Source organism: Alicyclobacillus hesperidum subsp. aegles (assembly GCF_027923525.1).
In the GTDB taxonomy this organism is placed as follows: domain Bacteria; phylum Bacillota; class Bacilli; order Alicyclobacillales; family Alicyclobacillaceae; genus Alicyclobacillus; species Alicyclobacillus aegles.
On sequence record NZ_BSBJ01000001.1, the window covers coordinates 74116 to 100410 of the forward strand.

General features: G+C 52.7%; 29 protein-coding genes. 23 read left to right on the plus strand and 6 right to left on the minus strand.

Annotated elements, in window-relative coordinates:
- Nucleotides 1-134 precede the first annotated feature (134 nt).
- The 10 genes from QMF38_RS00400 (at nucleotide 135) to QMF38_RS00445 (ending at nucleotide 8996) form a co-directional block, all read left to right on the plus strand.
- Complete coding sequence (locus QMF38_RS00400; RefSeq protein WP_058094139.1) at nucleotides 135-674, plus strand: peroxiredoxin; 540 nt, start codon at nucleotides 135-137, stop codon at nucleotides 672-674.
- 110 nt (nucleotides 675-784) lie between these two features.
- Nucleotides 785-1234, plus strand: a complete 450-nt coding sequence (locus tag QMF38_RS00405) for a redoxin family protein (RefSeq protein WP_058094138.1) — start codon at nucleotides 785-787, stop codon at nucleotides 1232-1234.
- Between the two features lie 254 nt (nucleotides 1235-1488).
- A complete protein-coding gene (locus QMF38_RS00410; protein WP_058094137.1) occupies nucleotides 1489-1818 on the plus strand; it encodes a hypothetical protein in 330 nt (109 codons plus the stop codon).
- Nucleotides 1818-2222, plus strand: a complete 405-nt coding sequence (locus QMF38_RS00415; RefSeq protein ID WP_058094136.1) for a hypothetical protein — start codon at nucleotides 1818-1820, stop codon at nucleotides 2220-2222. Before QMF38_RS00410 ends, QMF38_RS00415 begins: the two co-directional genes overlap by 1 nt.
- Nucleotides 2158-3129 (plus strand): inositol monophosphatase family protein, encoded by a 972-nt coding sequence (locus QMF38_RS00420; RefSeq protein WP_232302165.1) that lies wholly within the window; start codon nucleotides 2158-2160, stop codon nucleotides 3127-3129. Before QMF38_RS00415 ends, QMF38_RS00420 begins: the two co-directional genes overlap by 65 nt.
- A 23-nt stretch (nucleotides 3130-3152) precedes the next feature.
- Nucleotides 3153-4682 (plus strand): nicotinate phosphoribosyltransferase, encoded by a 1530-nt coding sequence (locus QMF38_RS00425; RefSeq protein ID WP_083496000.1) that lies wholly within the window; start codon nucleotides 3153-3155, stop codon nucleotides 4680-4682.
- A gap of 78 nt (nucleotides 4683-4760) precedes the next feature.
- Nucleotides 4761-5729, plus strand: coding sequence for a 4-hydroxy-3-methylbut-2-enyl diphosphate reductase (locus tag QMF38_RS00430; protein ID WP_058094134.1), 969 nt, complete (start codon nucleotides 4761-4763; stop codon nucleotides 5727-5729).
- A gap of 485 nt (nucleotides 5730-6214) precedes the next feature.
- Nucleotides 6215-7255: an APC family permease gene (locus QMF38_RS00435; RefSeq protein ID WP_281758243.1), complete on the plus strand. Its 1041-nt coding sequence runs from the start codon at nucleotides 6215-6217 to the stop codon at nucleotides 7253-7255.
- A 42-nt stretch (nucleotides 7256-7297) separates the two neighbouring features.
- Nucleotides 7298-7810, plus strand: coding sequence for an APC family permease (locus tag QMF38_RS00440; RefSeq protein WP_281758244.1), 513 nt, complete (start codon nucleotides 7298-7300; stop codon nucleotides 7808-7810).
- A 79-nt stretch (nucleotides 7811-7889) separates the two neighbouring features.
- Complete coding sequence (locus QMF38_RS00445; protein WP_232302163.1) at nucleotides 7890-8996, plus strand: M24 family metallopeptidase; 1107 nt, start codon at nucleotides 7890-7892, stop codon at nucleotides 8994-8996.
- Nucleotides 8997-9023: 27 nt separating this feature from the next.
- Here QMF38_RS00445 and QMF38_RS00450 read toward each other — a convergent pair whose 3' ends face one another.
- The 3 genes from QMF38_RS00450 to QMF38_RS00460 are packed head-to-tail and all read right to left on the minus strand — an operon-like array spanning nucleotide 9024 to nucleotide 10145.
- Nucleotides 9024-9344 carry a DUF1811 family protein gene (locus tag QMF38_RS00450; protein WP_058094131.1) on the minus strand — a complete coding sequence of 107 codons (321 nt, stop codon included), beginning with the start codon at nucleotides 9342-9344 and terminating at the stop codon, nucleotides 9024-9026.
- Nucleotides 9345-9360: 16 nt separating this feature from the next.
- Nucleotides 9361-9813, minus strand: coding sequence for a hypothetical protein (locus tag QMF38_RS00455; protein ID WP_058094130.1), 453 nt, complete (start codon nucleotides 9811-9813; stop codon nucleotides 9361-9363).
- On the minus strand, nucleotides 9810-10145 hold the full coding sequence (locus QMF38_RS00460) for a YtrH family sporulation protein (protein ID WP_058094129.1): 336 nt from the start codon (nucleotides 10143-10145) through the stop codon (nucleotides 9810-9812). Before QMF38_RS00460 ends, QMF38_RS00455 begins: the two co-directional genes overlap by 4 nt.
- Before the next feature lie 157 nt (nucleotides 10146-10302).
- Between QMF38_RS00460 and QMF38_RS00465 the strand changes: the two genes are divergently transcribed.
- The 3 genes from QMF38_RS00465 to QMF38_RS00475 all read left to right on the plus strand — a co-directional run bounded on the left by QMF38_RS00465 (nucleotide 10303) and on the right by QMF38_RS00475 (nucleotide 14221).
- Nucleotides 10303-10515 (plus strand): hypothetical protein, encoded by a 213-nt coding sequence (locus QMF38_RS00465; RefSeq protein ID WP_058094128.1) that lies wholly within the window; start codon nucleotides 10303-10305, stop codon nucleotides 10513-10515.
- Nucleotides 10516-10625: 110 nt separating this feature from the next.
- Entirely contained in the window at nucleotides 10626-13517 is a 2892-nt protein-coding gene (locus QMF38_RS00470; RefSeq protein WP_058094127.1) for a DEAD/DEAH box helicase, read from the plus strand.
- Complete coding sequence (locus tag QMF38_RS00475; RefSeq protein ID WP_058094126.1) at nucleotides 13514-14221, plus strand: hypothetical protein; 708 nt, start codon at nucleotides 13514-13516, stop codon at nucleotides 14219-14221. The genes QMF38_RS00470 and QMF38_RS00475 overlap by 4 nt, the downstream gene beginning before the upstream one ends.
- Before the next feature lie 22 nt (nucleotides 14222-14243).
- On the opposite strand, the gene QMF38_RS00480 is transcribed toward QMF38_RS00475, so the two are convergent.
- Nucleotides 14244-14444 (minus strand): hypothetical protein, encoded by a 201-nt coding sequence (locus QMF38_RS00480; RefSeq protein ID WP_058094125.1) that lies wholly within the window; start codon nucleotides 14442-14444, stop codon nucleotides 14244-14246.
- Nucleotides 14445-14617: 173 nt separating this feature from the next.
- Between QMF38_RS00480 and QMF38_RS00485 the strand changes: the two genes are divergently transcribed.
- From QMF38_RS00485 to QMF38_RS00515, 7 genes are all read left to right on the plus strand, one after another.
- The gene (locus QMF38_RS00485) at nucleotides 14618-15841 is read left to right on the plus strand and encodes a hypothetical protein (protein WP_058094124.1); all 1224 of its coding nucleotides are present in this window, start codon (nucleotides 14618-14620) and stop codon (nucleotides 15839-15841) included.
- Nucleotides 15838-16080 (plus strand): hypothetical protein, encoded by a 243-nt coding sequence (locus QMF38_RS00490; protein WP_058094123.1) that lies wholly within the window; start codon nucleotides 15838-15840, stop codon nucleotides 16078-16080. The genes QMF38_RS00485 and QMF38_RS00490 overlap by 4 nt, the downstream gene beginning before the upstream one ends.
- A 15-nt stretch (nucleotides 16081-16095) precedes the next feature.
- Nucleotides 16096-19200, plus strand: coding sequence for a DNA polymerase III subunit alpha (locus QMF38_RS00495; protein WP_232302162.1), 3105 nt, complete (start codon nucleotides 16096-16098; stop codon nucleotides 19198-19200).
- A gap of 264 nt (nucleotides 19201-19464) precedes the next feature.
- Nucleotides 19465-20484 carry a phospholipase D-like domain-containing protein gene (locus QMF38_RS00500; RefSeq protein WP_232302161.1) on the plus strand — a complete coding sequence of 340 codons (1020 nt, stop codon included), beginning with the start codon at nucleotides 19465-19467 and terminating at the stop codon, nucleotides 20482-20484.
- Entirely contained in the window at nucleotides 20469-21032 is a 564-nt protein-coding gene (locus QMF38_RS00505) for a phosphatase PAP2 family protein (RefSeq protein WP_052012342.1), read from the plus strand. Before QMF38_RS00500 ends, QMF38_RS00505 begins: the two co-directional genes overlap by 16 nt.
- Before the next feature lie 203 nt (nucleotides 21033-21235).
- Nucleotides 21236-21595: a cupredoxin domain-containing protein gene (locus tag QMF38_RS00510; protein WP_040289783.1), complete on the plus strand. Its 360-nt coding sequence runs from the start codon at nucleotides 21236-21238 to the stop codon at nucleotides 21593-21595.
- Between the two features lie 49 nt (nucleotides 21596-21644).
- The gene (locus QMF38_RS00515; RefSeq protein ID WP_006447352.1) at nucleotides 21645-22106 is read left to right on the plus strand and encodes an OsmC family protein; all 462 of its coding nucleotides are present in this window, start codon (nucleotides 21645-21647) and stop codon (nucleotides 22104-22106) included.
- On the opposite strand, the gene QMF38_RS00520 is transcribed toward QMF38_RS00515, so the two are convergent.
- Nucleotides 22103-22447, minus strand: coding sequence for a histidine triad nucleotide-binding protein (locus QMF38_RS00520; protein ID WP_040289781.1), 345 nt, complete (start codon nucleotides 22445-22447; stop codon nucleotides 22103-22105). The two genes, QMF38_RS00515 and QMF38_RS00520, sit on opposite strands and share 4 nt — an antisense overlap.
- A gap of 112 nt (nucleotides 22448-22559) precedes the next feature.
- Between QMF38_RS00520 and QMF38_RS00525 the strand changes: the two genes are divergently transcribed.
- Both QMF38_RS00525 and QMF38_RS00530 read left to right on the plus strand, forming a co-directional pair.
- Complete coding sequence (locus QMF38_RS00525) at nucleotides 22560-23474, plus strand: aminotransferase class IV (RefSeq protein WP_100218652.1); 915 nt, start codon at nucleotides 22560-22562, stop codon at nucleotides 23472-23474.
- A gap of 29 nt (nucleotides 23475-23503) precedes the next feature.
- Nucleotides 23504-23809, plus strand: a complete 306-nt coding sequence (locus tag QMF38_RS00530; RefSeq protein WP_040289779.1) for a MazG-like family protein — start codon at nucleotides 23504-23506, stop codon at nucleotides 23807-23809.
- A gap of 39 nt (nucleotides 23810-23848) precedes the next feature.
- Here the strand turns inward: QMF38_RS00530 and QMF38_RS00535 are convergent, their stop codons facing one another.
- Nucleotides 23849-24685 carry a deoxyribonuclease IV gene (locus QMF38_RS00535; RefSeq protein WP_040289897.1) on the minus strand — a complete coding sequence of 279 codons (837 nt, stop codon included), beginning with the start codon at nucleotides 24683-24685 and terminating at the stop codon, nucleotides 23849-23851.
- 229 nt (nucleotides 24686-24914) lie between these two features.
- Here QMF38_RS00535 and QMF38_RS00540 point away from each other — a divergent pair, with 229 nt between their 5' ends.
- Nucleotides 24915-26213, plus strand: coding sequence for an MFS transporter (locus tag QMF38_RS00540; RefSeq protein WP_040289777.1), 1299 nt, complete (start codon nucleotides 24915-24917; stop codon nucleotides 26211-26213).
- Nucleotides 26214-26295 lie beyond the last annotated feature (82 nt).

The following is a 26295-nucleotide window of genomic DNA, read 5'->3' on the forward strand; positions in this document are numbered from 1 at the left end:
AGTTGCTCCCTTCTTTGCTGTCTCCAGTTTGAAAGGCCATCTTATGCTTAGTATAATCAGCACGGAGGCCTTTCGCCAGTTTTTCCAGCGCGAGTCTCCTTTGTTTCGCGAATAAGCAAAAGGAGGTTTCTCGAATGCCATTGGTTGGTCGTCCAGCTCCTAATTTTGACATGCTTTCAACGAAAAACATGGAGACCCTAGCTGAACACGTACAGTTGTCCGATTATCGTGGTAAGTGGCTCATTCTCTTTTTCTATCCTGGAGATTTTACGTTTGTCTGCCCCACGGAAGTCATGGCGTTTAACGAACGCATCCAGGAATTTCATGATCTCGATGCTGAGGTGTTGGGTGTCAGTACGGACAGTGTACATAGTCATAAGGCTTGGATTCAATTGCCGCGGACACAGAATGGCCTTGGCGGTTTGAATTACCCCCTTGCGTCTGATTTTACGAAGCGCGTTTCGCGTAGTTATGAAGTACTTGACGAAGAGACAGGTACAGCCATGCGCGGTCTGTTCATTATCGATCCAGACGGCACCGTCATGTACCAAGTTCTCCACAACAACGACGTCGGGCGCAGCGTCGATGAGACATTGCGCGTGCTAGAGGCACTGCAGGCTGGTGGCATGTGTGCGGCTAACTGGAAACCCGGCGACAAGACGCTGTCCGTATAATGTGGCTCTGATCTACGATGGGGAGTTCTGACGACGTCAGAACTTCCCTTTGCATATGTAACGATTGCGCAACAAACTGGCTGGATGCTTCAAGTTAGGAGGGATTCTGTATGCCGATGCGGTTAGGAACTGAAATGCCACAGTTGGTAGGTGCAACGGAGTGGATCAACGGCGAGCCAAACATTGAACCGGGGAAGGTAGTTTTAGTTCATTTTTGGGCCGTTTCTTGTCACATTTGCCACGAAACCATGCCAGAAGTATTGCGTTTGCGCGATGAATATGCGGATCAAGGTCTATGTACCGTTGCGGTTCACATGCCACGAATGGAGGAGGACACGGAGATTTCGCGTGTACAAGCCGATATCGAACGGTATCATATTACGCAACCGTGTGCCATTGACAACGAGCATAAGCTGGCGAATGCGTTCAGCAACGAGTACACGCCCGCCTTCTTTGTTTTTGGGAAAGATGGAACACTGACATTTCGAGCCGCAGGTGACAAGGGCTTTGCAAAGGTCGAACCGAAGGTCCGTGAAGCGCTCGGACTTGCCAGCTCTTGAGGACGTTCGGTTCGCCTTCTCGGTTGGATTTCACGCGCTGCGTGGTATAAAGGTTTCGACCGCGACGACGACCACCGCGACAAAGAAGAGTACCCAAAAAAACCGACGCACTGACAATGCCTCCCAAGTGTTGCTGGTTGTTTTACAGCACAACTATCGGTATTGTAGCAAATCGGATGCACAAGTTCACGTGTATAAGCAGACGCCGGCACCATGCTTGTTGCCATGGGGCCGGCATATAAGAGGTGGGGGCTGTGCGGACGTTTGATCCCCTGGATTGGGTGCACGCGTTTGACGATTACGAGATGTACATGTATCTTCGGCAGGATGGCACTGCGGCAGATGGGATTTACATGCAAATGTTGCAGAGGGAATTGGTTGATGGAGCCGAGATATGGTCTGTGCTTTATGATCGGCGTTTGACATCGGACATCAGTCAGGTAGGACTTGATCCTCACCATCCGGCTTACGAGGATGAGGTATTACGCAATTACTTGGCGGAACACCCGACGGTTGTCGACGATGAGAAGGCGTATCTTGCCGACTGGTTACAAGGTCACGGGAAGGCTGAAGGTGAGGCGTGATGGGGAAGCAAGGGCATAGGCGCAAGCAACAGAATGATTCGTTTGCGGACGATAAGCCCGCATACGCGGCGGATCGGATGGATGTAAAACCCAAGCCCGAGTTCGCGAAACGCGGCGATGAGACCGAGTCATTTTTGTTGCGCGATGCGATGAATGCCGATGTCGCGGCGCGCTTGGCGGCGTTAAAGAGCGCTTTGGTCGAAGAGGCACAGGCGCGTCCAGTGACACAGCAGCAGCAAAAGAAGGAAAAGGCTGCGAAGCGCCGGCCGGCTGCAGAACGGTTGGCGGAGAATCCAGACTTATCGTTCGCAGAACTGTTCGATCCGGCGGATGATGACGATGTTTCGTTTGAAGAAATGTTGGCCGATTCCAAGCTCGATTGGAGAAGCTTTAAAGACGAATAAAGTTCGCGATGTTGCAGAAGGGATTGTAACTTGGATGGCAGATGTGCCACAATCAACAACTCTCGGTACGGCGATGCGCGCGGCGCTGGCTGCCGGTGAACGGATGTCTGCACGTTATTTGACAGAACTCGTTGTTGAGACGAAATCGTCTTTGGCAGACGTTGTGACAGATGTTGATCGCGCTTGTGAAGCGGCTATCCGCGATGAAATCCACAAATCCTTCCCGGGGCACGATGTACTGGGTGAGGAGGGAGTTGCACCGGGCCGCGAGGCGGCTGTAGCGGCGCTTGCCGCTTGCGCAGAGCATGAGCATTTATGGATTGTCGATCCACTCGATGGAACGACAAACTTTGTCCATGGGCTTCCGCTGTCGGTCGTGTCGATCGCGTACGCCGTTGGCGGACAGCTTGAGACGGGTGTCGTGTTTGATCCATACCGAGATGAGTTGTTTTTTGCCGTGCGCGGAGGTGGCGCACATGTATGTACAAAGTCCGACGCGCAAGCGTGGCTGACACAGCCTGACGCCAAACTTCCAGGACGGCAAATAGCGGTTTCCGGCGTCGGGGAACTTCGCCGAGCGGTCATGGCTACCGGTATGCCTGTTCGCCATGCGGATCGCAAGCGCGTGATGCAACTCGCGGCAGAGTTGATCAGCCGCGTCAAAAGCTTGCGCACGCTTGGCGCAGCGGCGTTGCATTTGGCGTACGTGGCCGCTGGCCGCATCGATATCTTCTGGGAGTTCGACCTAAACGCATGGGACATTGCGGCTGGGGCCTTGTTGGTAACTGAGGCTGGTGGGGTCATGCAAACGCTCGCCGGCGAGTCGTACACACTCGCGGCCCGGGATGTGGCGGCTGGGTCTGATGCAGCGGTGCTGCGCGAAGTGGCGCGTATTATGCAGCAGTGAGAACTTGGAACACAGTACTGGAGATGAACGAAGTGTCAAATGAACGGGAGCGAGCACAGCAACGAGTTGAGGAGATTGCAGCTTTGCCTGTGTATCGCGATCGAAACCTGGCTTTATTGACTGATTTATACCAATTGACCATGATGTATGGCCACTTTAAGGCAGGCAGACACGAGCAGCGGGTTGTCTTTGATTTGTTTTATCGTAAAAATCCATGTGGCAACGGCTATGTCATTGCGGCGGGCTTGGAACAGGTTGTTTGGTACCTGCACCAGTTGCAGTTCTCAGTGGACGATCTCGCCTATCTGCGCTCGCTCGACATGTTTTCCGAGGACTTTCTTGAGTATTTGCGAGATTTTCGCTTTCGCGGGGACGTGTATGCTGTGCCCGAGGGCACGGTCGTCTTTCCAAACGAACCACTGCTGCGCATTGAGGGCGCCATTGCGGAGGTGCAATTGATTGAATCCGCGCTACTGGCGTTTATTAACCACCAGAGTTTGATTGCCACAAAATCGCGGCGTATTGTCGAGGCCGCGCAGACGAATGTCAAACATCCTGGTAGCGCCGTGATCGAAATGGGCTTAAGGAGGGCTCAGAACGCGGATGCAGCTGTGTTCGGAACGCGTGCAGCATTTATTGGTGGCTGTGTAGCCACGAGTAATGTCTTGGCGGCAAAGTCATATGACATCCCGGTAGCGGGTACGCAAGGGCACAGCTGGATACAGAGTTTCCCGACCGAATTAGAGGCGTTTGAGGCCTATCGTGCAGCGTTTCCGGAGAACACAGTGCTACTCGTCGACACGTATGACGTATTGCGCAGTGGAGTGCCCAATGCTATCCGCGTTGGTCTGGCGATGAAAGAAGCCGGGCAATCGCTAAAGGGTATTCGCATCGACAGTGGCGATCTCGCGTATTTGTCGAAGCGTTCCCGCCAGATGTTGAATGCCGCAGGCCTTGCGGATGTGCAAATTATTGCCTCCTCTGATCTCGACGAATATACGATCCGCGATCTTCTCACGCAAGGCGCCGAGATTGATTCCTGGGGTGTTGGTACGCGGCTTATTACAAGTACGGATTGTCCCGCTCTAGGGTGCGTGTACAAGCTCGTTGCGCAGCAGTTTGAGGATCGACTGGAGCCACGTATTAAAATCTCGGAGAATCCGAACAAGGTTACAAATCCGGGGAAGAAAAAGGTGCTTCGCTTGTATGTCGATGGCGCTGCGGTGGCCGATTTGATTGCGCTGGCTGACGAACAGTACGACCCGTCAGAGCCGTTGGAGTTGTTCCATCCCATCCACACGTACAAGCGCAAAGTGGTACAAAACTACGAGATCGAAGAACTGCTCGTTCCTGTGTTTATCGGGGGCGATTTGGTCTATGAATTGCCGTCTCTACGTTCGATTCAGGCGCGCGTCGAACATCAGCTCAGCGCGTTTTCATCGGAAATTCGGCGCCATTTAAATCCGCATGAGTACCATGTCGATCTCTCACAACCACTGTGGGATTTGAAACAAAGGTTGTTGCACCAGTGGCGCCGTTCAGCGCAGAGCTGATCAGCATGGTGGTGTCGGCTGTGCCACTCCGTGAGTCCACTTTGGTGTATGATAAAGTCAGCAAAGGAGGGCATGACGATGGAGGTCCTCAAAATCACACCGCGCGGGTATTGTTATGGCGTGGTAGATGCTATGGTGATTGCGAAACGAGCCGCAGAAGACAAGCGGCTTCCTCGGCCTATTTATATTTTGGGCATGATTGTGCATAACCAGCACGTGGTCGATGCGTTTGCACGCGAAGGCGTGATTACGGTCGATGGCGAGGATCGGCTACAGCTGCTGGAGAAGGTCGATTCCGGTACAGTGATTTTTACGGCACATGGTGTATCGCCGGAGGTTAAGCGACGTGCACAGGAAAAAGGCCTGCGCGTGATCGATGCGACGTGTCCGGATGTCAATCGCACGCACGAGTTGATCCGCGAAAAGACGGCGCTTGGATATGAGATCGTATATATTGGCCGGCGCGGCCATCCTGAACCCGAGGGAGCCATGGGGGTTGCACCAGGCCATGTTCATTTAGTCGAAAGTGCGGCAGATGTCGATGGCCTACAACTTGCGACTGACAAGATTGTCGTGACCAATCAGACGACGATGAGCCAGTGGGATACGCGTGAACTGACAGAACTGGTCGTACAGAAGTACCCAACAGCGGAGGTCCATAACGAGATCTGTCTGGCGACGCAAACCCGGCAGCAAGCTGTGGCAGAACAGGCTGGGTCGGCGGACGTTTGTATCGTCGTCGGCGATCCACGCAGCAATAACTCCAATCGGCTGGCGCAAGTGGCCGAGGAGATTGCTGGGGTCAAGGCGTATCGTGTAGCGGATGTCACGGAAATTCGCCCAGAGTGGCTTATGCAAGCGAAAAGGGTGGCTGTCACCTCGGGTGCAAGCACACCGACAGCTGTGACGAAGGAGGTCGTCGACTTTTTGGAACGATTTGATCCTGCAGATGAGTCGACGCATACACCGGTTCGCACGTTGCGACCGGATAAAATCCTGCCTACGCTACGCAGCACGGCGACACACGGGGCCGGCGGGCGGTCTTGATCCATGAACTCCGCATATATCGTAGGGGTAGCTTTAGGCATCTTGGCCATTGCGCTTTTTGTGTGGCGTTCGCGCGTCACACGCGGACATAAAGGGCGCGGCTGGCTGACAAGCGCCGCAGTTTTTGTGTGGTTTATCTGGATTGCCTATTGTGGATTTCTTATAGGATACAATGCCGGCAATCAAGGGTTTAGCGTTCTCTCTTTATTGCATATTTCCAGATGAGAGATAGCATGTACGGATGTTTGGGCTCTGTAAAAGCACGTTTTGGCAATGGAGTTTGAAGATTTGTTTGCGCAGGTTGGTTTCGCGACCTGCGAATTTGTTATCTGCAATTCGCGGTATTTTGCGCCGATTCGAGAAAAACCGAAAAATTTTTTGTAGTCCGCGTAACAGAATTGTTCGAAATGTTACTGCGCGATGATATAATAGGCCAAAGGGTTTGACGCCCTTGGCAGATATCCTGACATGTAAGGGGAGCGTATATGGATCAAGGTAAATTTAAACGAAGGCTCAGTCTTCTAGACCTATCCTTATTAGGTATAGGTTCAATGGTTGGATCTGGGTGGCTCTTTGCATCGCAAAAGGCGGCAGGGTTTGCGGGTGGCGACGCTTGGATGGCTTGGATTTTTGGTGCCATCGCCGTCTTGTTGATTGGTCTTGTATATGGTGAACTAGCGGCTGCCATTCCGCGCGCAGGAGGCTTCGTTCGCTATCCCGACTACACGCATGGTTCGCTTGTAGGCTTTCTCATTGGCTTTGCCTCCATGATGGCTTATTCATCCGTCGCTGGCGTTGAGGCAGAGGCCGTACGTGGGTATATGTCCAGTTATATACCAGGTCTTGAAGATGCCGCGCAAAACGTGACGGCCTGGGGTTATCTACTGCAAATCGCACTTTTGGTCATCTTCTTTCTTATCAACTATTGGAGTGTTAATGTATTCGGAAAAATCAATACTATCGTTACACTCTTAAAGTTTATTGTTCCATTGTTGACCATCATTTTGTTGCTTGTGCACTTTCATCCGCATAATTTTGCGGTTGGTGGAGCTTCTCCCGGTGGTGTGCACGGTGCGATGCAGGCTTTAACAGCCGGGGGACTGGTCTTTGCGTTCCTTGGTTTCCGACAAGCGGTCGATTTTGGCGCGGAAGCTCGCAATCCACAGCGCGATATCCCGCGTGCCATCATCATTGCCGTGATCGGTGCCTCTGCGATTTATATTTTGCTGCAGATTTCATTTATCGGGGCTGTACCCGCGAGCCACTTGACACAGGGGTGGGGCGGTGTCAATTTTAAATCGCCGTTTGCTAATCTTTTGGAAACCCTAGGGCTTGGTTGGGCGGCGGTCATCATTTATGCAGACGCAATTTTATCGCCATCGGGAACTGGCAATATCTATCTGTCAGGTACGGCTCGCACGCTGTTCGCTTGGGCGAAAAACGGATACTTCTATTCGGTGATTGGCAAAGTCGATGCGCGCACCGGTATTCCTCGCGGCGGTCTCTGGATGACCTTGATCCTATAGATTATCTGGACGCTTCCATTTCGCTTCAGCGCATGGAGTGGTTTGGTTGACGCGGTTACGTCAGCGACCGTCATGACGTATATGATTGGCCCTGTCTCAGTAACCGCATTGCGCAAAACCCTGCCAGATCTCGTGCGTCCCTACCGTTTGAAGGGTGTCCACATTATTGCACCTCTCGCATTTTTGGCGGCGTCATGGATTATCTACTGGGCAGGATGGCAGACCGATTCGTTGCTCATTGGTTTCACGTTGGCATCGCTCATTTTGTACTTTGCGTTTATGGATCGCGATGCACAGACGCGCAGCCAATTGCGATCCGACTGGAAAAACGGGCTTTGGCTCATTGTTTACTATGTGTTTATTGGTGTCATGTCCTTTTTGGGAAGCTTCACAAATACGAAGGTTTACTCCATCGTGATTCCCGCCCCATGGGATACGATTGTTGTCGGTGTCGGGAGCTTAATTTTCTATTACTGGGGTGTGGCAAGTGCGTTGCGCGTGCCGCGCATCACGGATGCCGATGAGGCAGAAGAGTCGACGCTTGGCAACTTCTGAGTTACCATAGGAATACGGCAAAAGGGATGCCCTTTGTGGCGTCCCTTTTCTTGTTGAAAGCAGTTTGGAGGTTCGGTGCATGGACATGGATCTGGTGTGCGGTGAGCGTCGACGGAAACTTGCTGAAGGCTTGAGGCACAGCGACATGGAAGCGGTTGTACTTTCTCATCCTGCAAACTTCTATTACTTTACAGGTGTGTGGTTGGAAAGCGGCGAGCGATTATCGGCTCTCGGCGTGTTTGCGGATGGTCGTTGTTTTGCGCTGGTACATGAAATGTTTGCTGATCCGGCTGCGGCCATGGGCGTGCCTGTGCACACGTGGCGGGATGGGGAAGACCCATATGTGTTGCTGATCTCGTTGATGGCCGACGTACATCGTACGATTGGCGTCGATGGAACGTTGCCAGCAAGACACTTGCTTTCGTGGATGCGCGTGTCGCAAGGGCTTGCGTTCCATTTGGGAGACGCGATGGTGGAAAAGTTACGTGTCAACAAAGACGTTACGGAACTCGATCTTTTGCGCACTGCTTCTAGGCAAGCGGATGATGTGGTGGGTGCCGTGAAACAACACATTCGGCCTGGTGTGAGTGAGCGTGATATAGCAAGGATGCTCGAATCACTCTGGCAGTCCGTTGGCGCAGAGGGCATGTCGTTTCCAGCCATTGTCGCAACAGGTGCACATGCCGCAGAGCCTCACCATGAGCCGAGTCTTGCCGCGATCGAACGTGGGCATGCTGTCATTGTCGATACAGGTGGCATATATCGTCGCTACTGTAGTGATATCACGCGTACGTTCATTCTCGGTGAACCATCGTCGCTACTGAAGGAAGTTTATGAGTGTGTGTTGGCCGCAAACCTGGCGGGCATTGCAGCAGTGAAACCAGGCGTGACTCTTGGGGAAGTTGACCATGTTGTACGCAGCGAGATCGAGCGTGCAGGATATGGATCATATTTCACGCATCGAACAGGACATGGAGTGGGACTCGACATTCATGAAGCGCCATTTGTCGTCGGTGGTAATGATCAGGTACTCGAGCCGGGCATGGTGATGAGCATCGAGCCGGGCATTTATTTGCCCGGGCAATTTGGCGTTCGGATTGAAGATTTGGTAGCGGTGACCGAAACAGGTGTGGAAGTGCTGAATCAGGCGCCCAAAGCACTTGGTGATGTCGTCATTGAACTGTGAGGGGCAAGTTCTTTTGGCGAATGCGGGTTATTCGCCGTCTTCATCGTGCAATTCGAGTTGCGCGATGGGGACGGCGGCTGTCTCTCCAGTCATTTGCCGGACACCCCAGACCATGACACCTTCGATGGCTGTTACCGTGAGGCGATCATATTCCTCCGCGATACGGTAAGTACGACCGATTTCGATCTCAACCTCGTCTCGAATCTCATAACTTTTAGCTAAATACCACTTGGTCATGTAGACTTCGTACTCTGTCCAATTTTGTGCGTCGTAGGCCCGTTGCCCCTTTTGCTGTAGTTCCTTCATCTCTGCTCGCAATTGTTCCTTGGTCATGTCGCTATAGAGCATGGTTGAATTCCGCCTTTCACAGGTCAGCCTGAAGTTGTCCACGGACATTCAGGTGCAATGTGTCATTCGTCATTATAACGACTGTGACGTGAAGGCGGTAGCGCCGCTTGTCGAGTGTGATAGTTTGAACATCGACGATGGCAGAAGGCATGTAAGGGTGATCCACCAATATCTGCATTGATTTCCCGATTAAGAAGGAAAGGCTTTGCAGAACTTGTCTTTTGATCGCCGTCTGTAAAAGAATATCTGTGCCCTGAGGGCAGTCAATTTGAATTTTGCGCAACGTATAGCGAGATGGATCGGTCCGTTCTGCAATCAAAAATTGATTTTCATTTTCCAGTTGATCATTGGCTTGGCGAAGCGCTTTGACCTCGACGTGCATGTGATGCAAATCGCGGCTAGTATAGGCCATAGCGGCTGCCATGCCGGCGAGTGCACCGATCGCGAGCGCTGCAAGTATGCGTTTCACGGTTGCTCACGCCCCGCTGTGAGCCAATGAATTAACATGTATCCCACGTGACAACCAAGAAAGGCCGCGACCAAATAGATGAATTGGCGCACCATAGGCCCTGGATGAAGGCCAAACACACCGCGGTCGATCACGCGCAGCACGTCCATCGATCCTCCTAATGCCGCGACAATCGCCCATACCTTCAGATCAGAGGCAAGCGTGCTCATCGTCGTATTCGGATCGTGATGCGTCAAAAGTGCGGCAACGCCTCCGAGAAGCGAGCCCCCAATTACGAGCCCCATCGATACGAAAAAATCCAAAAGACAGTTGGCGGCAATACTGTTGAACAACGCGATCCCTCCTTGCGGCGAGTTGGTTTTTGCGCATGTCCAACGGCCTATTTCAATGTACGGATGGCCGGCGACCGATATGCTGGGCTCGATTGGGGAACCTTTGTAACGGATCCGCTATTGGCGGAGCTGAGTTCGTCCTTGAGGAGGCATTGTCATGACCGATTCACAAGAGCAAAAAAAGACGTTGGCTGCTCACCCGCGCCCCATCTACAATTCGGTGCAGTCTGAGCGCGGGCCGGACGACGTATTGGAAGAGGCAGAAAACGTTTCGCCGCATCGTATGGGGCCGTCGGTTCCTGGAGATGACGCGACGCTTGCTGCAAGTGACAACCCAGATGACTTCGACTTCGAAGGCGACCCTGTGTAATTGTGCCTTTCAGGGTAGCGTAGTCGCCCTGTGATGCGCTGTTTTCGCCATCCTCCGGCAGGTGTTATGATGGTGGAACAGGGTTTTGAAGTCTGGGAAGCGGTGAGAAGATGCAGGGTGAAGGCGTCAATGCGAAACTCGGGCTTCCGGCGGCGGTAGAGGCTGCCCTTGCCGGTGGCACATCGGGTGAGAGCCCCGCAGACCGTTGGTTGATCGCTGTACGCGAGTTGGCTTCACACATTGTTGGTTCGGGCGACGTGTTGGCGATTGCAGTGCCTGTCGAAAACGGGCCGGCGGCAAATGTGCGCCTTTTGCGCCAGTGGGCGCTCGCCGCGGCCGATGTGATGGTGGCCGCAGGCGATGGAACATTTGTGGCCAAGTGGGCACCGGCTTGGTCGTTGGAGCCGCTCTTAGCGGCGCGCTTTCGCCTTTTGTCGGTGGCGGAGAGCGAGCCGAAGATATGCAATATGTTCAGCGAAATTGATGAGATCGATTGGCTGTTTGTCGAGCTTGTGGATGCCATTGCCCGTACCCGCCTTGAGCGGGTCGAGGATTCGGCGGCGGCGCCTGATCGCCCCTATCGAGTGATGTATCGAGGCGAGTCAGAGGTCATGGCGGCTTGGCTTCGTGCGCTGATTGCGAAGGAATCGACGTTTGTCGCAGACGGTTGGCTTGTTGCGAAGACTGTGCGTGGCGGGCTTGCACAGTCGGGGTGGGCGGCGATGGAATGGGCGGATCGCAGCGGTAGGCCGTTTTATGAAGTGGCCTTTGCGCTGCAAGCGCCGCCGCCTGACGCCCCGATTGCCGATTGGGTATTGGAGTTTTGCGTGCGCCACCGATTTTCCGGGAAGCTTGTACCGCTGTCAGATTGGTGGCGACAGACGGCGCGCAGATGGCGGATTGAAGGCGACGTATTAGTGGCTCCGGATGCGTGGATTCTGCCAAAACTGCGGGAGGCTGGGCGTCACTGTCCGCAGATTGCAGACGCTTTAGGGCGCCCGGCGCCCTCGTATGTCGAGATTCCTGTCGATGACGTCTATCCACTGCTTGTTCAGTCTATCCCATCGCTTGTGGCGGCAGGTTTTTATGTCGAGACGCCAAAGGTGGAACAGGCGGGAGATATTCGCGTACGTGTCCTGGTTCGGCAGGGGCGCGGTGGACGCGACAAGCGAGCTGTTGCATCAGCTGGTCAGCAGTGGCTCGATGCACAGCAATTGGTGGATTTTGATTGGTCAATCGTCGTCCAGGATCGCGAGTTGTCGCAGCAAGATTTTGCACAGATGGTCGCTGAACAGACGCCGTTCATCCGCGTCGAAGGATCGTGGCGGTTGGTGCCAATTGCGGATATTTTGCGGGAATTGGAGAAGCTCGGTCTGCGGTCGGACCATAAGGCGACCGTCCTTGATTTGTCGCGCACGATTGCGCTTGCGCAGGAATCGCAGGATCTTGTGCTTGATGTCGAATTCGCAACAGAGGCAGCTGAGGTCAAGCGTGTGGTTGACGTGTTTACGCATGCCCTGCACATCCCTGCGGTCGAACCGCCGTATGGACTGCGTGGGCAATTGCGTCACTATCAGGCGCATGGGTTTTCCTGGTTGATGCATTTGCGCGAGATCGGCTGTGGTGCCTGCTTGGCGGATGACATGGGATTGGGTAAAACGGTACAGCTGCTTGCATATCTACTCAAGCTCAAGGAGGAAAAAGCGGCACAAGGCGTGCATTTGTTAGTGTGTCCTACTTCGCTTCTGGCCAATTGGCGCGCCGAGTTGGAGCGATTCACACCCGGTTTACGGGTATATGTGCATCATGGCGCACTGCGCGATTTGGATGCGGCTTTAGCGGCCGGCAAGGTCGATGTGGTCATGACGACGTACGCGACCTTGGTGCGCGATCTTGACTCATTTTTGACTCGGCTGTTTGACGTGATCGCAATCGACGAGGCACAGAACATCAAAAATGCGGGTACCAAGCAGGCGCAGGCCTTGCGAATGCTTAAAGGGCGGCACAAAGTTGCGTTGACAGGTACGCCAGTGGAAAATCGGCTGGAAGAACTGTGGGCCTTGATGGATTTTTTAAATCCAGGTTACCTAGGAACTTTGGCTTGGTTCCGCCGAACGTTTGCCGATCTCGCTTCCGGTGACAAGGACAGCGCGTCCGATATCGCACGCCTGCAGGCTTTGTTGCGCCCTGTTTTGTTGCGGCGGCGAAAGACCGATCCAGATATTCAAACCGAATTGCCCGAGAAATGGGAAGTCGACGAACGTGCGTACTTGACGGCCGAGCAAGCGGCTATGTATCAAGCGTTTGTCGATCAGCTATTCACCGGGATCGGCGCGGGGGCTAAGGCCATGTCGCGACGCGGTATGATCCTTTCGACATTGGTGCGGTTGAAGCAGGTATGTGATCATCCCTGTCTCATCTCCGGTGGTGCACCTTCGCTGCGGCGTAGCGGAAAACTGCGACAGCTTATGGATCTGTTGCGGATTGTCGTCGAGGATGGCGAATGTGCCTTGGTCTTTACGCAGTTTCGCGATATGGGCGAGATTTTGTGCGACACGATGGAAGCGGAGTTTGGCGTGCGCCCGCAGTTTTTGCATGGGGGGTTAACTGCCCGCAGCCGTGGCGAAATCGTCGAATCGTTTCAAAATGGGCGCGATCCGTCGCCGATTTTGGTTCTATCGTTGCGCGCCGGCGGCGTTGGTCTCAATTTGACGCGGGCCAATCACGTATTTCACTACGATCGCTGGTGGAATCCTGCAGTTGAGGATCAGGCTACTGACAGGGCATATCGGATCGGCCAAACCAAAGACGTTCAGGTACACAAAATGATCTGTGCAGGCACGTTGGAAGAGCGGATCGATCAGATGATTTTGAGTAAACGCGAGCTGTCAGAAGCAATTGTCTCGTCATCGCAGGAGTGGGTGACCGAACTGGACGACGATTCGTTGCGCGAGTTGTTTGAGCTGACACCGCAGACCGTCTTTGAGGAGGACGATGTGTGAAAAAAAGCGTGTTGGAGCCGTTTTGGCGCCCAGTGTGGAATGCGGTGGACAAGGCGCGCGTGCGCAAGGCAAGGCAGGAGGCTAAATCCGGTGCTGTCGTCCACGTCGAGTTGGTGCGCGGCGAAATTTGGGCTCAGGTGCGCGCCAGTGGCCCACGGCGCAGTTGCCAAGTGGCACTGCCGCTTTTGGCTCATTATGAGGAACATATTGAGGCTGTTGCGAAATGGCTGGCCATGCGGCCTGACTGGATGGCTGCCCACTTTGCCGGGGAGTGGGATCCGGAATATGAGGCGTTTCTCAAGTCGAATCGACTTGATGTGCTGCCTGATGATTCCGTTGTGGATAAGTTGCGGTGGGGTGCCAAGTGCACATGTGATGATTCCGATCCGCTGTGTGTACATGTCCTGACAGCTTTGCTTCATCTCATTTGGGAGGCAGACGAGCATCCCTTACGGGTATTTCGATTTGTTGGGTTGGACGAAGAGCCGTTGCTCGACGCCGCTCATGGCTGGACGGCCCATTGGGTTCGGAGTACGAAAGCAGATTCGCGCGAGGCGGGGGCTACGAATCAAACTACGGATCAAATTGAACAAGTGACGGACGCGGTGAGTGCGTGGAATGTTGCCATTTGGTTGAAGGGAGCCGGCACAAATCCGGTGGGGCGACTCGTGCCGCATTTTCGAACTGGTGACAGGATGGAGTAGGTAGGTCGTCGACATGTGGCAGTTACTGTGCCTGCGCCTGATTGGAAGGCATCGACTGTTCGGTTGTGTCTTCAGCATTCGCCCATATTTCCTTGGGCGATTCAGGCGCATGTTGTACCTCGTCACTTTGCGTCTGTTCGCTGTTTGTGGTGACGACTTGGCGCGACAACAACCCTATTAGAAATGCGAATAAAACGAATGTCATGACGAAACCGATCCCCATGTTCAGCCAACCTCCTTGGCCGCCGTTTCAGGCGGACATCTCAAACGATTAGACGATCATAAAGACATTTTTGTTGCAAACTGATATTCCTTCATTTGGAGCGAACGTGTGTTTGTATATCTTGTTGCCTTTGCATATAATCTAACCAGAACATATGTTCTGGTGGTGAGGCCGTGAAATTTACGCTCTACGGTGAAGGACAAGGGCTTTCGGTCGATTTGGATAGGCCGTTTGTGACGGTTACCCAAAATCGTGTTGCGGATGTATCGATTTCAGCTAAAAAAGCAGGCGTGCAAATCGGATGTTCTGTGGCGCAGGCGAAGGCACTGATACCAGGCGTACATGTGGTTGGGTCAGTCGGCGAATCACGAGCGCTGACATCCGTTTACCAAGTGCTTTGGGACGCTTCGCCATTTGTCAGAACACTCCCTCAGCAATTCGCATTTTTTGTCCAATTGCCGTCCGGGCATCCACCGCTTACCGAAGTTCGCTCCATCTGCCGCCGGTTTGACGACGTGTTGAGCTGTGAGCAGCGAGTGCGAGTTGGCTTGGCAGAGCATCCGTTTGCCGCAGAGGCTTTGGTGTGCTGGAGCCGAATTGAACGTGTACCCAACGCTTTGTACTACCGAGTTGGTCGTCAACAGCTTTTGATTTCACCAGCGATTGCACGCATGTTAGAGGGCAGTGAGCCTATCTTCGACTGGACGCGCGGTTTGCCGATTGCCGTTGTCTCGGCAATTCCAGAGCCCTGCCGCAACGAACTTATCCATCTTGGTGTGCATCGTTTGCAAGATCTGGATGAGATTACGGATGAAATGCTCGTTTCTCGCTTTGGCACAGAGGCATTATCTTGGCGGCGGATCGGCAAAAGGATCCGTTATGGCCTGATTGTTGCCGATGCACCACCTGGTGAGCACTTGGCGATATGGCGTTCTCCACTTGGCGAACCGATGCCCGAAAGCGGATGGGACAGCGTTTTAGAATTGCTTGCTGCACAGCTTTGTCAAAGGGTCGTTCGTTCTGATTCAGGCATCAGGCGGATTGCGCTTCGGTGGCAGACGAATGCAGGGAGTGGGGAGTGGATTAAAACGTTCAAACGACCTGTATATCAGGCGCATACCGTCGTGGTCCAGTTACAGGGCTGGCGTGATCATGCCTTAGGGTGTTGGCTTGAGGAGATGGAACTCGAAGCCGTCGATGTACAGTTGTTGCCTACGGTACAGTCAGGATTTTTGCTGTTTGGTGAGGGAGACGAACCTGTGCGCGTCGTTGCAAAAACCAAGTTGCAATCCGTGCGAGAGCAATTGGTCCACAAATTCCCGAAAATTCAAATTGGCTTGGTTCCAGACTTTCGCGAGCTTCGTTTGGCTGCTGTATTGCGGGGAATGCCTGGGTGAGTCGAATTGTCCGCAGACCCATCGCAGTCTCTCGCTGGTGCGACGGGGAGCCACTTGCGTTTCAGGATCAAGAAGCTGTGCGCGTGATTGTCGACGTGATCGATCGATGGTTTGAGATGGGGTGTTGGTGGCTGGGTGAGGGTGAGCGAAAAATGATGCGCGTTTGGACGGAGGATGGAGGCTTAATGGATTTAGAAGAAGATGCGGGACAGTGGTTCATCTACAAAGTGTGGGATTAAAGAAGGTAGGTACCTGTGGTGTTTATTCATCTGCACTGCCATTCGCCGTATTCATTTCTAAGTGGCGCCTCTTCAATTGAATCACTTGTGGCACAGGCTGCACTGTACCGCATGCCAGCTCTCGCGCTCACAGATCACAATACTATCGCCGGTTTGCCGGAGTTTCATAGGTGGGCGGGTATTTATGGCATCAAACCGATCTCTGGAGCCGAGTTGACCATGGAAGATGGATCACATCTCACCGTTCTTGTGGAAACTAGGCAAGGTTTTCGCCATTTATGTGAATTGCTTACCATCATGCATGCTCAAGAAGGCGGTCGTACGCAACCGCGGTTGGCAGAGGCGGATTTGTTTCGATTATCCGAAGGGTTGATTGTGCTATCCGGTTGCCGCCATGGACAATTACAACAAGCCTTGTCCAAACAGGAATATGCGCGGGCGCGCCATTGGGTCGAGCGCTATCGCGAGATATTCAGAGATCGGTTGTATTTGGAGCTTGTTGCTGACGGCTATCCCGGTTATGCATCGCGCATGCGGCTACTTTCCGAGTTATCGAGGTGTACAGGAGTGCCGTTGGTGGCTACAAGTGATGTTCATGCTGCTAATAAACAATTATTCCCTGTTTACGATGTGCTGTGTTGCATGGCACTCGGCTGTGATGTTTATACACCGCATCCAGGGCGCCCCCTCAACCGAATGGGATGGTTGCATGACGTCGACGAAGCCATCTTGCGATTTGCCGAGTTTCCAGAGGCGATTGCACGGACGATAGAAATTGCGGATCGCTGCACGGCTGTTTTTCCCATAGACAAAACGCTTTTTCCAACATATAGAACGGAAGATGGGCGTGGCGGGTATCCATTCTTAGAACAACTCGTATTTGCGGGGGCGAGAGAACGTTATGGATGTCTCGATGGTGCCACGACGGCGCGATTGCAGCATGAGTTAGAGATCATTCGCGAACTGGGTTATGTCGATTACTTTCTTGTTGTCTGGGATATTGTTCGCTTCGCGAGAAGCCGTGGGATTCGCTGTGCTGGACGCGGTTCCGCGGCCGACTCTGCCGTCGCGTATTGCTTGTATATTACAGATGTTGACGCGGTGGGCAGGGGGTTGTTGTTCGAACGATTTATGTCGCTTGAGCGGGCGGAGCGCCCAGATATCGATATCGACTTTGCCAGCGATCGGCGCGATGAGGTAATCGACTATGTATACCACAAGTATGGGCGGGAGCGAGTGGCTCGCGTTGCAACGTATCAGACGTTTCGTGGGAGGTCGGCAGTGCGGGAAATTGGGGCTGCACTCGCGTTGCCAGAGGATCTGCTTGACGCATTGGCCAAGCGCGTTCCTTGGTCGACACATGCCGATCAATTAGAAGACGCATTGGGGCGCGTCCCGGAGCTACGGATGTTTCAAGAATATCGTGAGAGGCTCTCCTGGTTGTTTGCGATTGCCCGTCACATTGCCGGATTTCCTCGCCATTTTGGCATGCACAGTGGTGGAATTGCCATCAGTAGCAGTCCTTTATTCGAAGTAACGAGTTTACAACCCTCGGCTTCAGGCCATTGGATTACACCATACGATAAGCGGATGTTGGAAGATGTAGGTCTTGTGAAACTGGATTTGCTATCGCTGCGCACCATGTCCGCTATAGAAGGGGCCATTCGCGAGAGTTCTAAATTCGGGCGGATCGATTATGACGCCATTCCACTCGAAGATGAAGCCACCTTTTCAATGATTCAACGCGGGGATACCATTGGTGTGTTCCAACTCGAAAGTCCGGCACAGCGCGCGCTACAGGCCCGCTTAGGTGCAACGGGGCTCGAGGACATCGTGGCGAGCGTCGCGTTGATTCGTCCCGGCCCCATTCTCGGCAATATGGTCGATCCGTTCATTGCACGACGCCAGGGACGTGAACCCGTGACTTATCTTCATCCAAAACTGGAGCCCATTTTGGGCAAGACGTACGGCGTCGTGCTGTTTCAAGAGCAGGTGATTGAGATTGCCACCGCAATTGCCGGATTTACGCCAGGGGAAGCAGATGAGTTACGGCGTGTTATGAGTCATGCGCGCAATTATACTGAGATGAAAAAAATCGGCGAATTGTTTATGGAAAAGGCGCTGCAAAATGGTATTGCGGAATCGGTGGCCGCCACGATTTTCTCTTACATCCAAAGTTACGCTAGTTATGGTTTTTGTGAAGCGCATGCGGCTGCATTTGCGACCACTGCGTACAAGACAGCGTATCTTGTCCAGCATTATCCGGCACTGTTTTATGCATCCATCTTAAACCAATTGCCCATGGGGTATTATCCAGTGCACGTCATCTGTGCTGAAGCGAAGCGGCGTGGTATCCGCATTTTGCCCATCGACATCAATGAAAGTACGTGGGATTGCACGGTGCCCTCAGAGTCCGAAATTCGGCTCGGGATGCGCTTAATCTCAAGATTTCCTGAAACAGTGGCAACCGCTGTCAACGAGGAGCGAACCCGCGGGGGACCTTTTCGATCCGCCGTCGATTTGATTCTCCGTGTGCCGCAGGCGGATCGATTGCATATTGAACATCTGGTGCGCGTCGGTGCGTTGGATCGCGTCGAGGAGGCGGATCGAAACGAATTGATTTGGCAGCTGCCACAATGGTTTGCTCAACGTCAGTCGGGATCGCTACCCTTGATCCATTCGTCCGCGCATCCAGCGAAACAGCCACGTACGGCTATGCGGCCAGCTTCGCTCGCGCAACGCCTTGCCGATGAATACGCACTTGTCGGCGTTGGCATGAGCGGGCATTGGCTCGATTTATATCGCTGTGATTTGCAGCAGCTTCATTACAACACCATAGCAGAAGCACTTTCCATGCCAGATGGTGAGCGTGTGACAGTCGCTGGTTTGGCGATCCGCCCTCATCGCCCGCCGACCAAAAGCGGGCGCACGGTTGTCTTTTTTACGTTGGAAGACGAAACCGGTATGTTGGATGCGACAATGTTTGAATCTGTCTATCGTACGGAGGGTGCGGTAGTATTCACGCCATATGGGCGGTTGCTTGGCGCTTCAGGTGTTATGCAACGGCGAGGGGGAGCACGAGGACAACTTTTAGTTGACCACATCTGGGGACTCTCGTAATGGAGTCAAGGGCCAGGTCCTGCGAGAGTCCATTTGGCGTAATATTCACTACATGATAGTGGATTTCTTATTTTGTATGTATATCCTATCGAAAACAGGTGTTGGCCTTTTTCAGGGGAATTCATCATCCATCCGTTTTGGATGGAGGGATTGTCCATGAATGAATTTCTACAGCCCGCATATTGCGAACTTAGTGAAGGATGTCGCTCAGAAACTTGGCATACTCGACGTATCCCGACAAAACGACATTGGTTGGCACTAGGTTTGACTTTCATCAGCCTCGGCTTAAGTGGCTGTGGCATCCTACCGTTCGGAAACAACCAAATCTTACAAGAAACGCTTCCGAAGCCTGCATACGCTCGCAACGGAATGGAACTACTGTGGGGGCCGGACATCAAGCAGAAAGCTCTGCAGATGATTCGGGCCAGTCGACGTGAGGTTCATCTCGACATCTACGAGTTATCAGATCCAGATATTCTACAAGCTCTCGCAGATGCGCATCGCCGAGGTGTAGACGTCCGTGCTGTCGTCGACAGCACCGAATCGCATTCAACCACTATAGCCGTACCCACGCTTCAAAAGGCCGGCATTCCGGTCGAGCAGATCCAGATCAAGCAGGGGATTGATCACGTCAAAATGTTAATTGCGGATCAAGATGTGCTGATCGGTGGTATGAACTACGGAAAGGACAGTTGGAATAACAATGACGCATCCGTATACCTTCCAGGCCAGAGTCAAAAATTTGAGGAGCTTTTCGCGTGGGACTTCGCACGTGCAGGCGGTCAGGTCGTAGAGACGCCGAGTTTTCCACAGCCCCTACTCGTCGATAGCCGTATCGGCGAGGCGGTGGTCGATGCTATTGGGCAAGCGCATAGCGAAATTGATCTCGAAGCATTCGATTTATCGGATACCGACGTTATTTCCGCTTTACATAGTGCCCTTGCGCGCGGAGTACAGGTGTCGGTGCTTGTCGATCCTTCCCAAACTTATAACCGCAAAGCCGTATCGGAGTTGCAGAGCGCCGGCGCTTTGATACGATATTACCGTCCCTACCAGGGAGAATTGATGCACGCGAAGATCCTCGACATCGACAGTGGGCGAATTTTTATGATTGGGAGTGCCAACTTTAGTCATCAGGCTTACACGTACAACCATGAAGCAGATCTTTGGTTGACGAACGTGCCAACGTTTTCACACGCGCTTACAGAGGATCTGCATGTCCAGCTTGCTCGAGGAACTGACTATCCGATGGCAGAGAAGGAGAGACAATGGGACGAGTCATGACCTTATGGGGGTACATTGAGCAAATTGACACGAAGGTCATGGTGTGGATCGAAGCCAAATGGGGCCGTTCTCATGCGTTTGACTCCACGATGATGGCAAGTGCCAAATACACACCGTTAATTATTCTTATGATTCTTGTCGTTGCTTCCACGGGTTTCGCTTTTCCTGGTCTGCGAATCACCGCTGTATTGAGTGTCGCTAGTGCGATTGTAGCTGCCGTCACGGTGCGAGCCTTGCATGAGCCAGTGAGTCGACTTGTTAGTCGCCCACGACCTTTCGACAAGGAACCATGGCAGCCATTGTTATGGCATGAACCGGGTGATTCGTTTCCTAGCAATCATGCGGCCGGAGGTTTCGCACTTGCCATTGGCGCGTATCACCTTGGTCCCTATTTTCCACTATTGCTCGGTTTGGCAATTTGGTTGGCTTTCGCCCGAGTTTATTGCGGATTGCACCATATCAGTGATGTTGTCGTCGGGGCAGTTGGTGGATCCACGGCAGGAATCGCATGTGCATATCTGCAATGCGCATTATTTCACTTACCGTAACTCCAAGCCACCAGTAACTCCAAGCCACCTCAACGAGTATCACATTTACGCCGAGAGTTCGTCTGAAACAGCACAATCATCGGTTGTTGATATCGAAGCAGAGGAGGCCTGTCGAGAACCCATCCGCAATTCGCATAAAAGGGAATAATTTGGTCTGTGATTCGTCAACCTACTTTTGACATATCAAAAGTTGGAGGAAGACGATGCAGGTATTTTATCGAACCATACTTATGACGGCGGCTACATTAGGGCTTATGGGTTGGCTAAATGTCATGTCAGCGAGTCCCATTCACGTCACCTTGCGCGATGGACAAATCGTACCGAATGAAATTGATGTCGATAAGGGAACCACCGTACAAATTACGGTTCGGAATGAAGGAACACAGGTTCACAATTTTGTCATACCTGATTTCTACATCTTCACACAGAACCTCAATCCTGGTGAATCTGTCGACGTATCATTTGTTCCCGACAAAACAGGACATTTCCGATATTACTCAGATCGTCAAGGCATACCGGAACCAGGCATGCAAGGCACGATGACTGTCGATGGAGAACCGTGACGAGGCAACTGTACCGCTGTTACAATAGGGTGAGGGAGGGGACGAAAGCATGGAGATGAAGGTCACAAGCAAGTGGCTTGGGCAACGCCACTTTCAAGCTGATGGGCCATCCGGCAACACCATTTATATGGACGCTCGCAAGGAAGAAGGCGGTACGGGCCAGGGCAATCGACCCATGGAACTATTGTTGATGGGATTGGTGGGGTGCACAGGTATCGATATTGCAATGATTTTAGAGCGGATGCGCGTCCCCCTCGAAGGGCTGGAAATTGAGGCTGTGGGCGAACGGCGCGAAGAATATCCTCAGGCCTTTACGCGCATTCATCTAACATATCGCATGACAGGAGAAGTGCCTGCAGCTAAGGCTTGGCGAGCCATTCGCCTCAGTGAAGAGAAGTACTGCTCCGCGATTGCATCCGTACGCGCTGAAGTGATTCCCCATCTCGTGTTGAACGATTCAGATATTCCACCTCTTGATGTGATTGGACAGGCGGACGGCCAGCCAGATTAACCTGGCGGCCATCCCAATTGTCGTCCGCCCAGAACATGGTAATGTAGGTGCGGTACAGTTTGTTGACCGTGACGGCCGACATTCGTTACAACGCGGTATCCTGCTTCTGCAATCCCTGCGTCGGCAGCGATTTGAGGAATGACGGCATGTAGATGACCAAGGATTTCCGTATCCGAGTCCGTCACAGATTGTGCGGACGAAATATGGCGCTTAGGGATAATTAAAATATGTATCGGCGCCTGTGGACGAATGTCCTGAAATGCGTAGACGAAATCGTCCTCATACACTTTTTGGGATGGAATTTCCCCGGCGACAATCTGGCAAAACAAGCACTTCTCCAAAATGGCCACCCCCTTTCATCATCGTCACATATGAATTATACATCGAATCTTTCGTCATCACGATCATGCGATGGTATAATGATGAAAATCTGCGTTGGAAGAGGGATGTTGCGTGCCTATTGTTGGCTACTACAACGGCGAGTTTGTGACACCGGACAGCGGGATCGTACCATTGGACGAACGTGGACATCAGTTTGGCGATGGCGTGTATGAAGTCATTCGCTGCTATAACGGTCGTCCGTTCTTGCTTGATTGGCATCTGGATCGCCTCTGGATGAGCCTGCAAGCCATTCGCATTGTCCCTCCGTTTACAAAAAACGAATGCGCGTCATTGATTGAAAGACTTATCGCCGAGAGCAGGGAGCCAGAGTCCTCCATTTACCTTCAGGTTACGCGCGGTTCGGCTGTTCGCAACCACCTGTTTCCGGAACCGACAGTCAAGGCTAACGTGAGTGCCACGGTACGACCGGTTACACCGCAAACATCCAAGGCACCGGGAACCCTCCTGATGATGGCCGATGAACGGTGGGCGAACGCTTGGATCAAGACCATTAACTTGTTGCCCAATATCTTGGCGAAGCAGACGGCACACGATATGGGTGCAGATGAAGCTTTGCTGGTACGCGACGGAGCCATGATCGAGTCGGCAAGTTCTAACCTTTGGTTTGTTCGTGACAACCAGCTGATAACGGCACCTGCAGATCGCTACATCTTGAATGGTATCACCCGCCGTTTTGTGATGCAGCTTGCCAACCAGTTGGGAATTGCTGTGCACGAGAGCAAATTGCCTGTCGAAGAATTGTCTGCGGTCGACGCTATATTTATTACTGGTACGCTGACCGAAGTGTTTCCGATTCAGCGCGTGGTCACGCACCCTAACTTGCCTTATGCGTCATTACCGGCAGTCAAGGGATCAGAGCCGCTTGCTGCTGATATGTGTCAAGTGGCGTGGGAGGCACGTGATCTTTCGCTCGTCGGGCGTTTGCAATCTGCTTTTGCCGATGCCATTGCGACATTTTCAAAATGAGATGTGTGACGGACTGGGAGACGAGTTGTTTGGAACGAAAGACTATTTCACTGCCAAGATTGGGTAGGTTAACCCCGACACTCGAATCGACAATGTTGAAAATCACAGAAGAGGTCGGGGAGCTTGCCCAGGCCATCGGTAAGTTTCGGGGCCTGTCAGGTGAGCAGGATATTAAGCCGAACGAAGAAGTCGTACGAGCCATAGTCAGCGAACTGCTGGATGTTGCACAGACGGCAACTTCCATGATGTTCGTGATCGAGGACTTATACGGAATTGACATGGAAGCTGAGATGGAAAAACACATCGAGAAGCTGAAGCAGAAAGGCTATTTGTAGGTAAAGGCCGCTCGGCGGCTTTCAAGCGGCCTTTGGTGCTCAGATCCGGTCTAGTAAAAAATCAATTTCTTCTTTGTATTTTCCGTTTGGGGTCTCCAGAATTTGCGGGATGCCGCGCAGTTGTGGGTGGTGGACAATGCGCTTAATGGCTTCTGCGCCTAGTGTTCCTTCACCCACATTGGCATGCCGGTCCTTACGGGAACCAAATGGATTCTTCGAGTCGTTAATGTGGACCACTTTTAAACGGTCGAGTCCGATCACGCGGTCAAATGCCTCAAGAAAGCCGTCGAAGTCATTCACCACATCATAACCGTAGGAATAGTTGTGACAGGTATCGATACAGACGGCGAGTTTGTCCTGGTGTTGAACGCGATCGATGATGGAAGCAATCTCCTCGAGGCTGTTCCCGACTTTCGATCCGTCGCCCGCCATCGTTTCAAGGCAGATCCACAGTTTTTCATTCCCCGTGAGAATTTCATTAAGAGCGTCGGCAATCTGTTGAATCGCAAAATCTTTTCCTTCTCCCACATGTGAACCGGGGTGCATGACGATGTAGCGCAGGCTCAGATATTCAACGCGTTGGATTTCCTCGCGCAGTACGTCGATGCCGTAGCTTCGTGTTTCAGCTTTTGGACTTGCGAGATTTACCAAATACGACAGGTGTACGACCGGATCGACAATACCATGTTGTTGCATCAGCAGAACGGCTTCATCGCGATGAAACTGTTCGATTGGACGGGCTTTTCCACCGCGGTTGCTACGCGTGTAAATCATAAATGTATTCGCCCCGTACGAAATGGTCTCCTCGACCGCAGCCAGTAATCCTGTTTTTGCGATGGATACGTTCGCACCGAGCAGGATATCGTCGTAGTTCATCTGATCCTGTGTCCCTCCGCATTGTGCCTGTGTCGCATCCATCGTAACACAGGCGATCGCTCATCTCCATGCGAGGTGCCTCACATCATTCCACTGGGTTTGACTCATACTACAACTCCGCAGGCAGCGTGTTGCTGTCGTTAACAAATTCGCGTAGACCACAACTCGTGCCAAGTCCGTGTCGCGGGCGTCCGGAAGACGCAGATGTGCCGCAGCAAGGGGGATTGCCATGCATCGCCAGCCGTTTACACTGCCGACCATGGCTTGGTGGCTGCTCGTCGTCAGCGGCTTCTTTCATTTGTCCATCGGCTTGTCCAACACTTTCGTCAACATCTTTCTCTTTAAGGTCGACCACTCGTTTTCCGCCATTGCATGGTATAACTTATTGGTTTTCATATCTTTGCCATTTACATTTGTGCTCGCTGCATGGATGTCGCGCAAGACCTCGACGGCGATGGCATTGCGGATCGGTATCATTCTACATGCCGTCTTTTACGCCGTTACCTTGATGGTTGGTGAGCAAGCCGCGCATGTGCCCGAATTGCTTGGTCTTTTGACAGGTGTCGCGGAGGGTTTCTACTGGCTCGCCTTTGACGTTTTGAGTATTGAGTATACCGATAAAAAGGGGCACGAACCGTTTTTTGGGATTTTCGGCGTGCTGACGTCGGTTGCCAACGTCGTTGCGCCGCCTGTTGCCGGCCTTTTAATCAGCCGTGAGGACGCATTTTTTGGCGGTCTTACGGGATATCACGTGGTGTTTGGCATTTCGTTCGTCTTATTCATCGCGGCAACTTTGCTAAGCTTCCGCCTACATAGCCAGGCCCTTCCAAACCTGCGATTGTTGTCAGGTTTTCGCGCTTTACAACGGCGGCCTTGGCGCAGAATTTTAATTGCCTCGTCGCTGTATGGTATCCGTGAAGGCGTGTTTATGTTCTTGATTGGACTGCTTGTCTATGTTGCGACAGGCAGTGAAATGAAGTTAGGTGAGTTTTTGCTGTTACAGGGGGCTTTATCGTTTGCCGCATTTTTCTTTGCTGGTCGCTTCTCGGGGCGTTTTCGTTGGCGATTGCTTGTTTCCGGTGCCATTGGTATGGCTTGTGCCGCTTGTCTGTTTTTATTGCCGATCCGCCCTTGGACCATCATTTTGTACGGTTGCGTCACTTCGGCAACGTTGCCGTTTTTCCTCGTGCCGCTGCAGGGATACGTTTATGATGCGATGGATGATATCGCGGGACACGATGTGCCAAGCACGACGCACATCGTTGTACGCGAGTGGTTTGAAAATGCCGGACGGATCGTTGGGACCATTTTGTTTATTGCCATTTGCCGCCATTCATCACCACAGGCTGTTCGAGGGTTAAGCATCTTATCGTTTGGTCTTGGCTTGGTTCAATTGGCGACGGTGGCCCTGGTCTGGCAGGTAGAACGACGCGTGTTCCGGCGGCGTTCTGGCACGTTTGCGGCCTCGCTTGGCGAAGATGAACAGAGTGAATCGCTGGCGAAACGACGGGCGCGGCCGACTTCCTAGTTGCTTATAGGCATAGACGTCCGCTGTTTTCGTCATGCAAGACGTTCCAGTGGGGTATAATACGGAAGATGAGCGGGCGATG

What these genes read in the sequence shown, in the direction of transcription:
- QMF38_RS00400 (WP_058094139.1), top strand. Translation starts at nt 135, where the DNA reads ATGCCATTGGTTGGTCGTCCAGCTCCTAATTTTGACATGCTTTCAACG.
- QMF38_RS00405 (WP_058094138.1), top strand. Translation starts at nt 785, where the DNA reads ATGCCGATGCGGTTAGGAACTGAAATGCCACAGTTGGTAGGTGCAACG.
- QMF38_RS00415 (WP_058094136.1), top strand. Translation starts at nt 1,818, where the DNA reads ATGGGGAAGCAAGGGCATAGGCGCAAGCAACAGAATGATTCGTTTGCG.
- QMF38_RS00420 (WP_232302165.1), top strand. Translation starts at nt 2,158, where the DNA reads ATGTTTCGTTTGAAGAAATGTTGGCCGATTCCAAGCTCGATTGGAGAA.
- QMF38_RS00425 (WP_083496000.1), top strand. Translation starts at nt 3,153, where the DNA reads ATGAACGAAGTGTCAAATGAACGGGAGCGAGCACAGCAACGAGTTGAG.
- QMF38_RS00430 (WP_058094134.1), top strand. Translation starts at nt 4,761, where the DNA reads ATGGAGGTCCTCAAAATCACACCGCGCGGGTATTGTTATGGCGTGGTA.
- QMF38_RS00435 (WP_281758243.1), top strand. Translation starts at nt 6,215, where the DNA reads ATGGATCAAGGTAAATTTAAACGAAGGCTCAGTCTTCTAGACCTATCC.
- QMF38_RS00445 (WP_232302163.1), top strand. Translation starts at nt 7,890, where the DNA reads ATGGACATGGATCTGGTGTGCGGTGAGCGTCGACGGAAACTTGCTGAA.
- QMF38_RS00450 (WP_058094131.1), bottom strand. Translation starts at nt 9,344, where the DNA reads ATGCTCTATAGCGACATGACCAAGGAACAATTGCGAGCAGAGATGAAG.
- QMF38_RS00465 (WP_058094128.1), top strand. Translation starts at nt 10,303, where the DNA reads ATGACCGATTCACAAGAGCAAAAAAAGACGTTGGCTGCTCACCCGCGC.
- QMF38_RS00470 (WP_058094127.1), top strand. Translation starts at nt 10,626, where the DNA reads ATGCAGGGTGAAGGCGTCAATGCGAAACTCGGGCTTCCGGCGGCGGTA.
- QMF38_RS00480 (WP_058094125.1), bottom strand. Translation starts at nt 14,444, where the DNA reads ATGGGGATCGGTTTCGTCATGACATTCGTTTTATTCGCATTTCTAATA.
- QMF38_RS00505 (WP_052012342.1), top strand. Translation starts at nt 20,469, where the DNA reads ATGGGACGAGTCATGACCTTATGGGGGTACATTGAGCAAATTGACACG.
- QMF38_RS00510 (WP_040289783.1), top strand. Translation starts at nt 21,236, where the DNA reads ATGCAGGTATTTTATCGAACCATACTTATGACGGCGGCTACATTAGGG.
- QMF38_RS00515 (WP_006447352.1), top strand. Translation starts at nt 21,645, where the DNA reads ATGGAGATGAAGGTCACAAGCAAGTGGCTTGGGCAACGCCACTTTCAA.
- QMF38_RS00535 (WP_040289897.1), bottom strand. Translation starts at nt 24,685, where the DNA reads ATGAACTACGACGATATCCTGCTCGGTGCGAACGTATCCATCGCAAAA.
- QMF38_RS00540 (WP_040289777.1), top strand. Translation starts at nt 24,915, where the DNA reads ATGCATCGCCAGCCGTTTACACTGCCGACCATGGCTTGGTGGCTGCTC.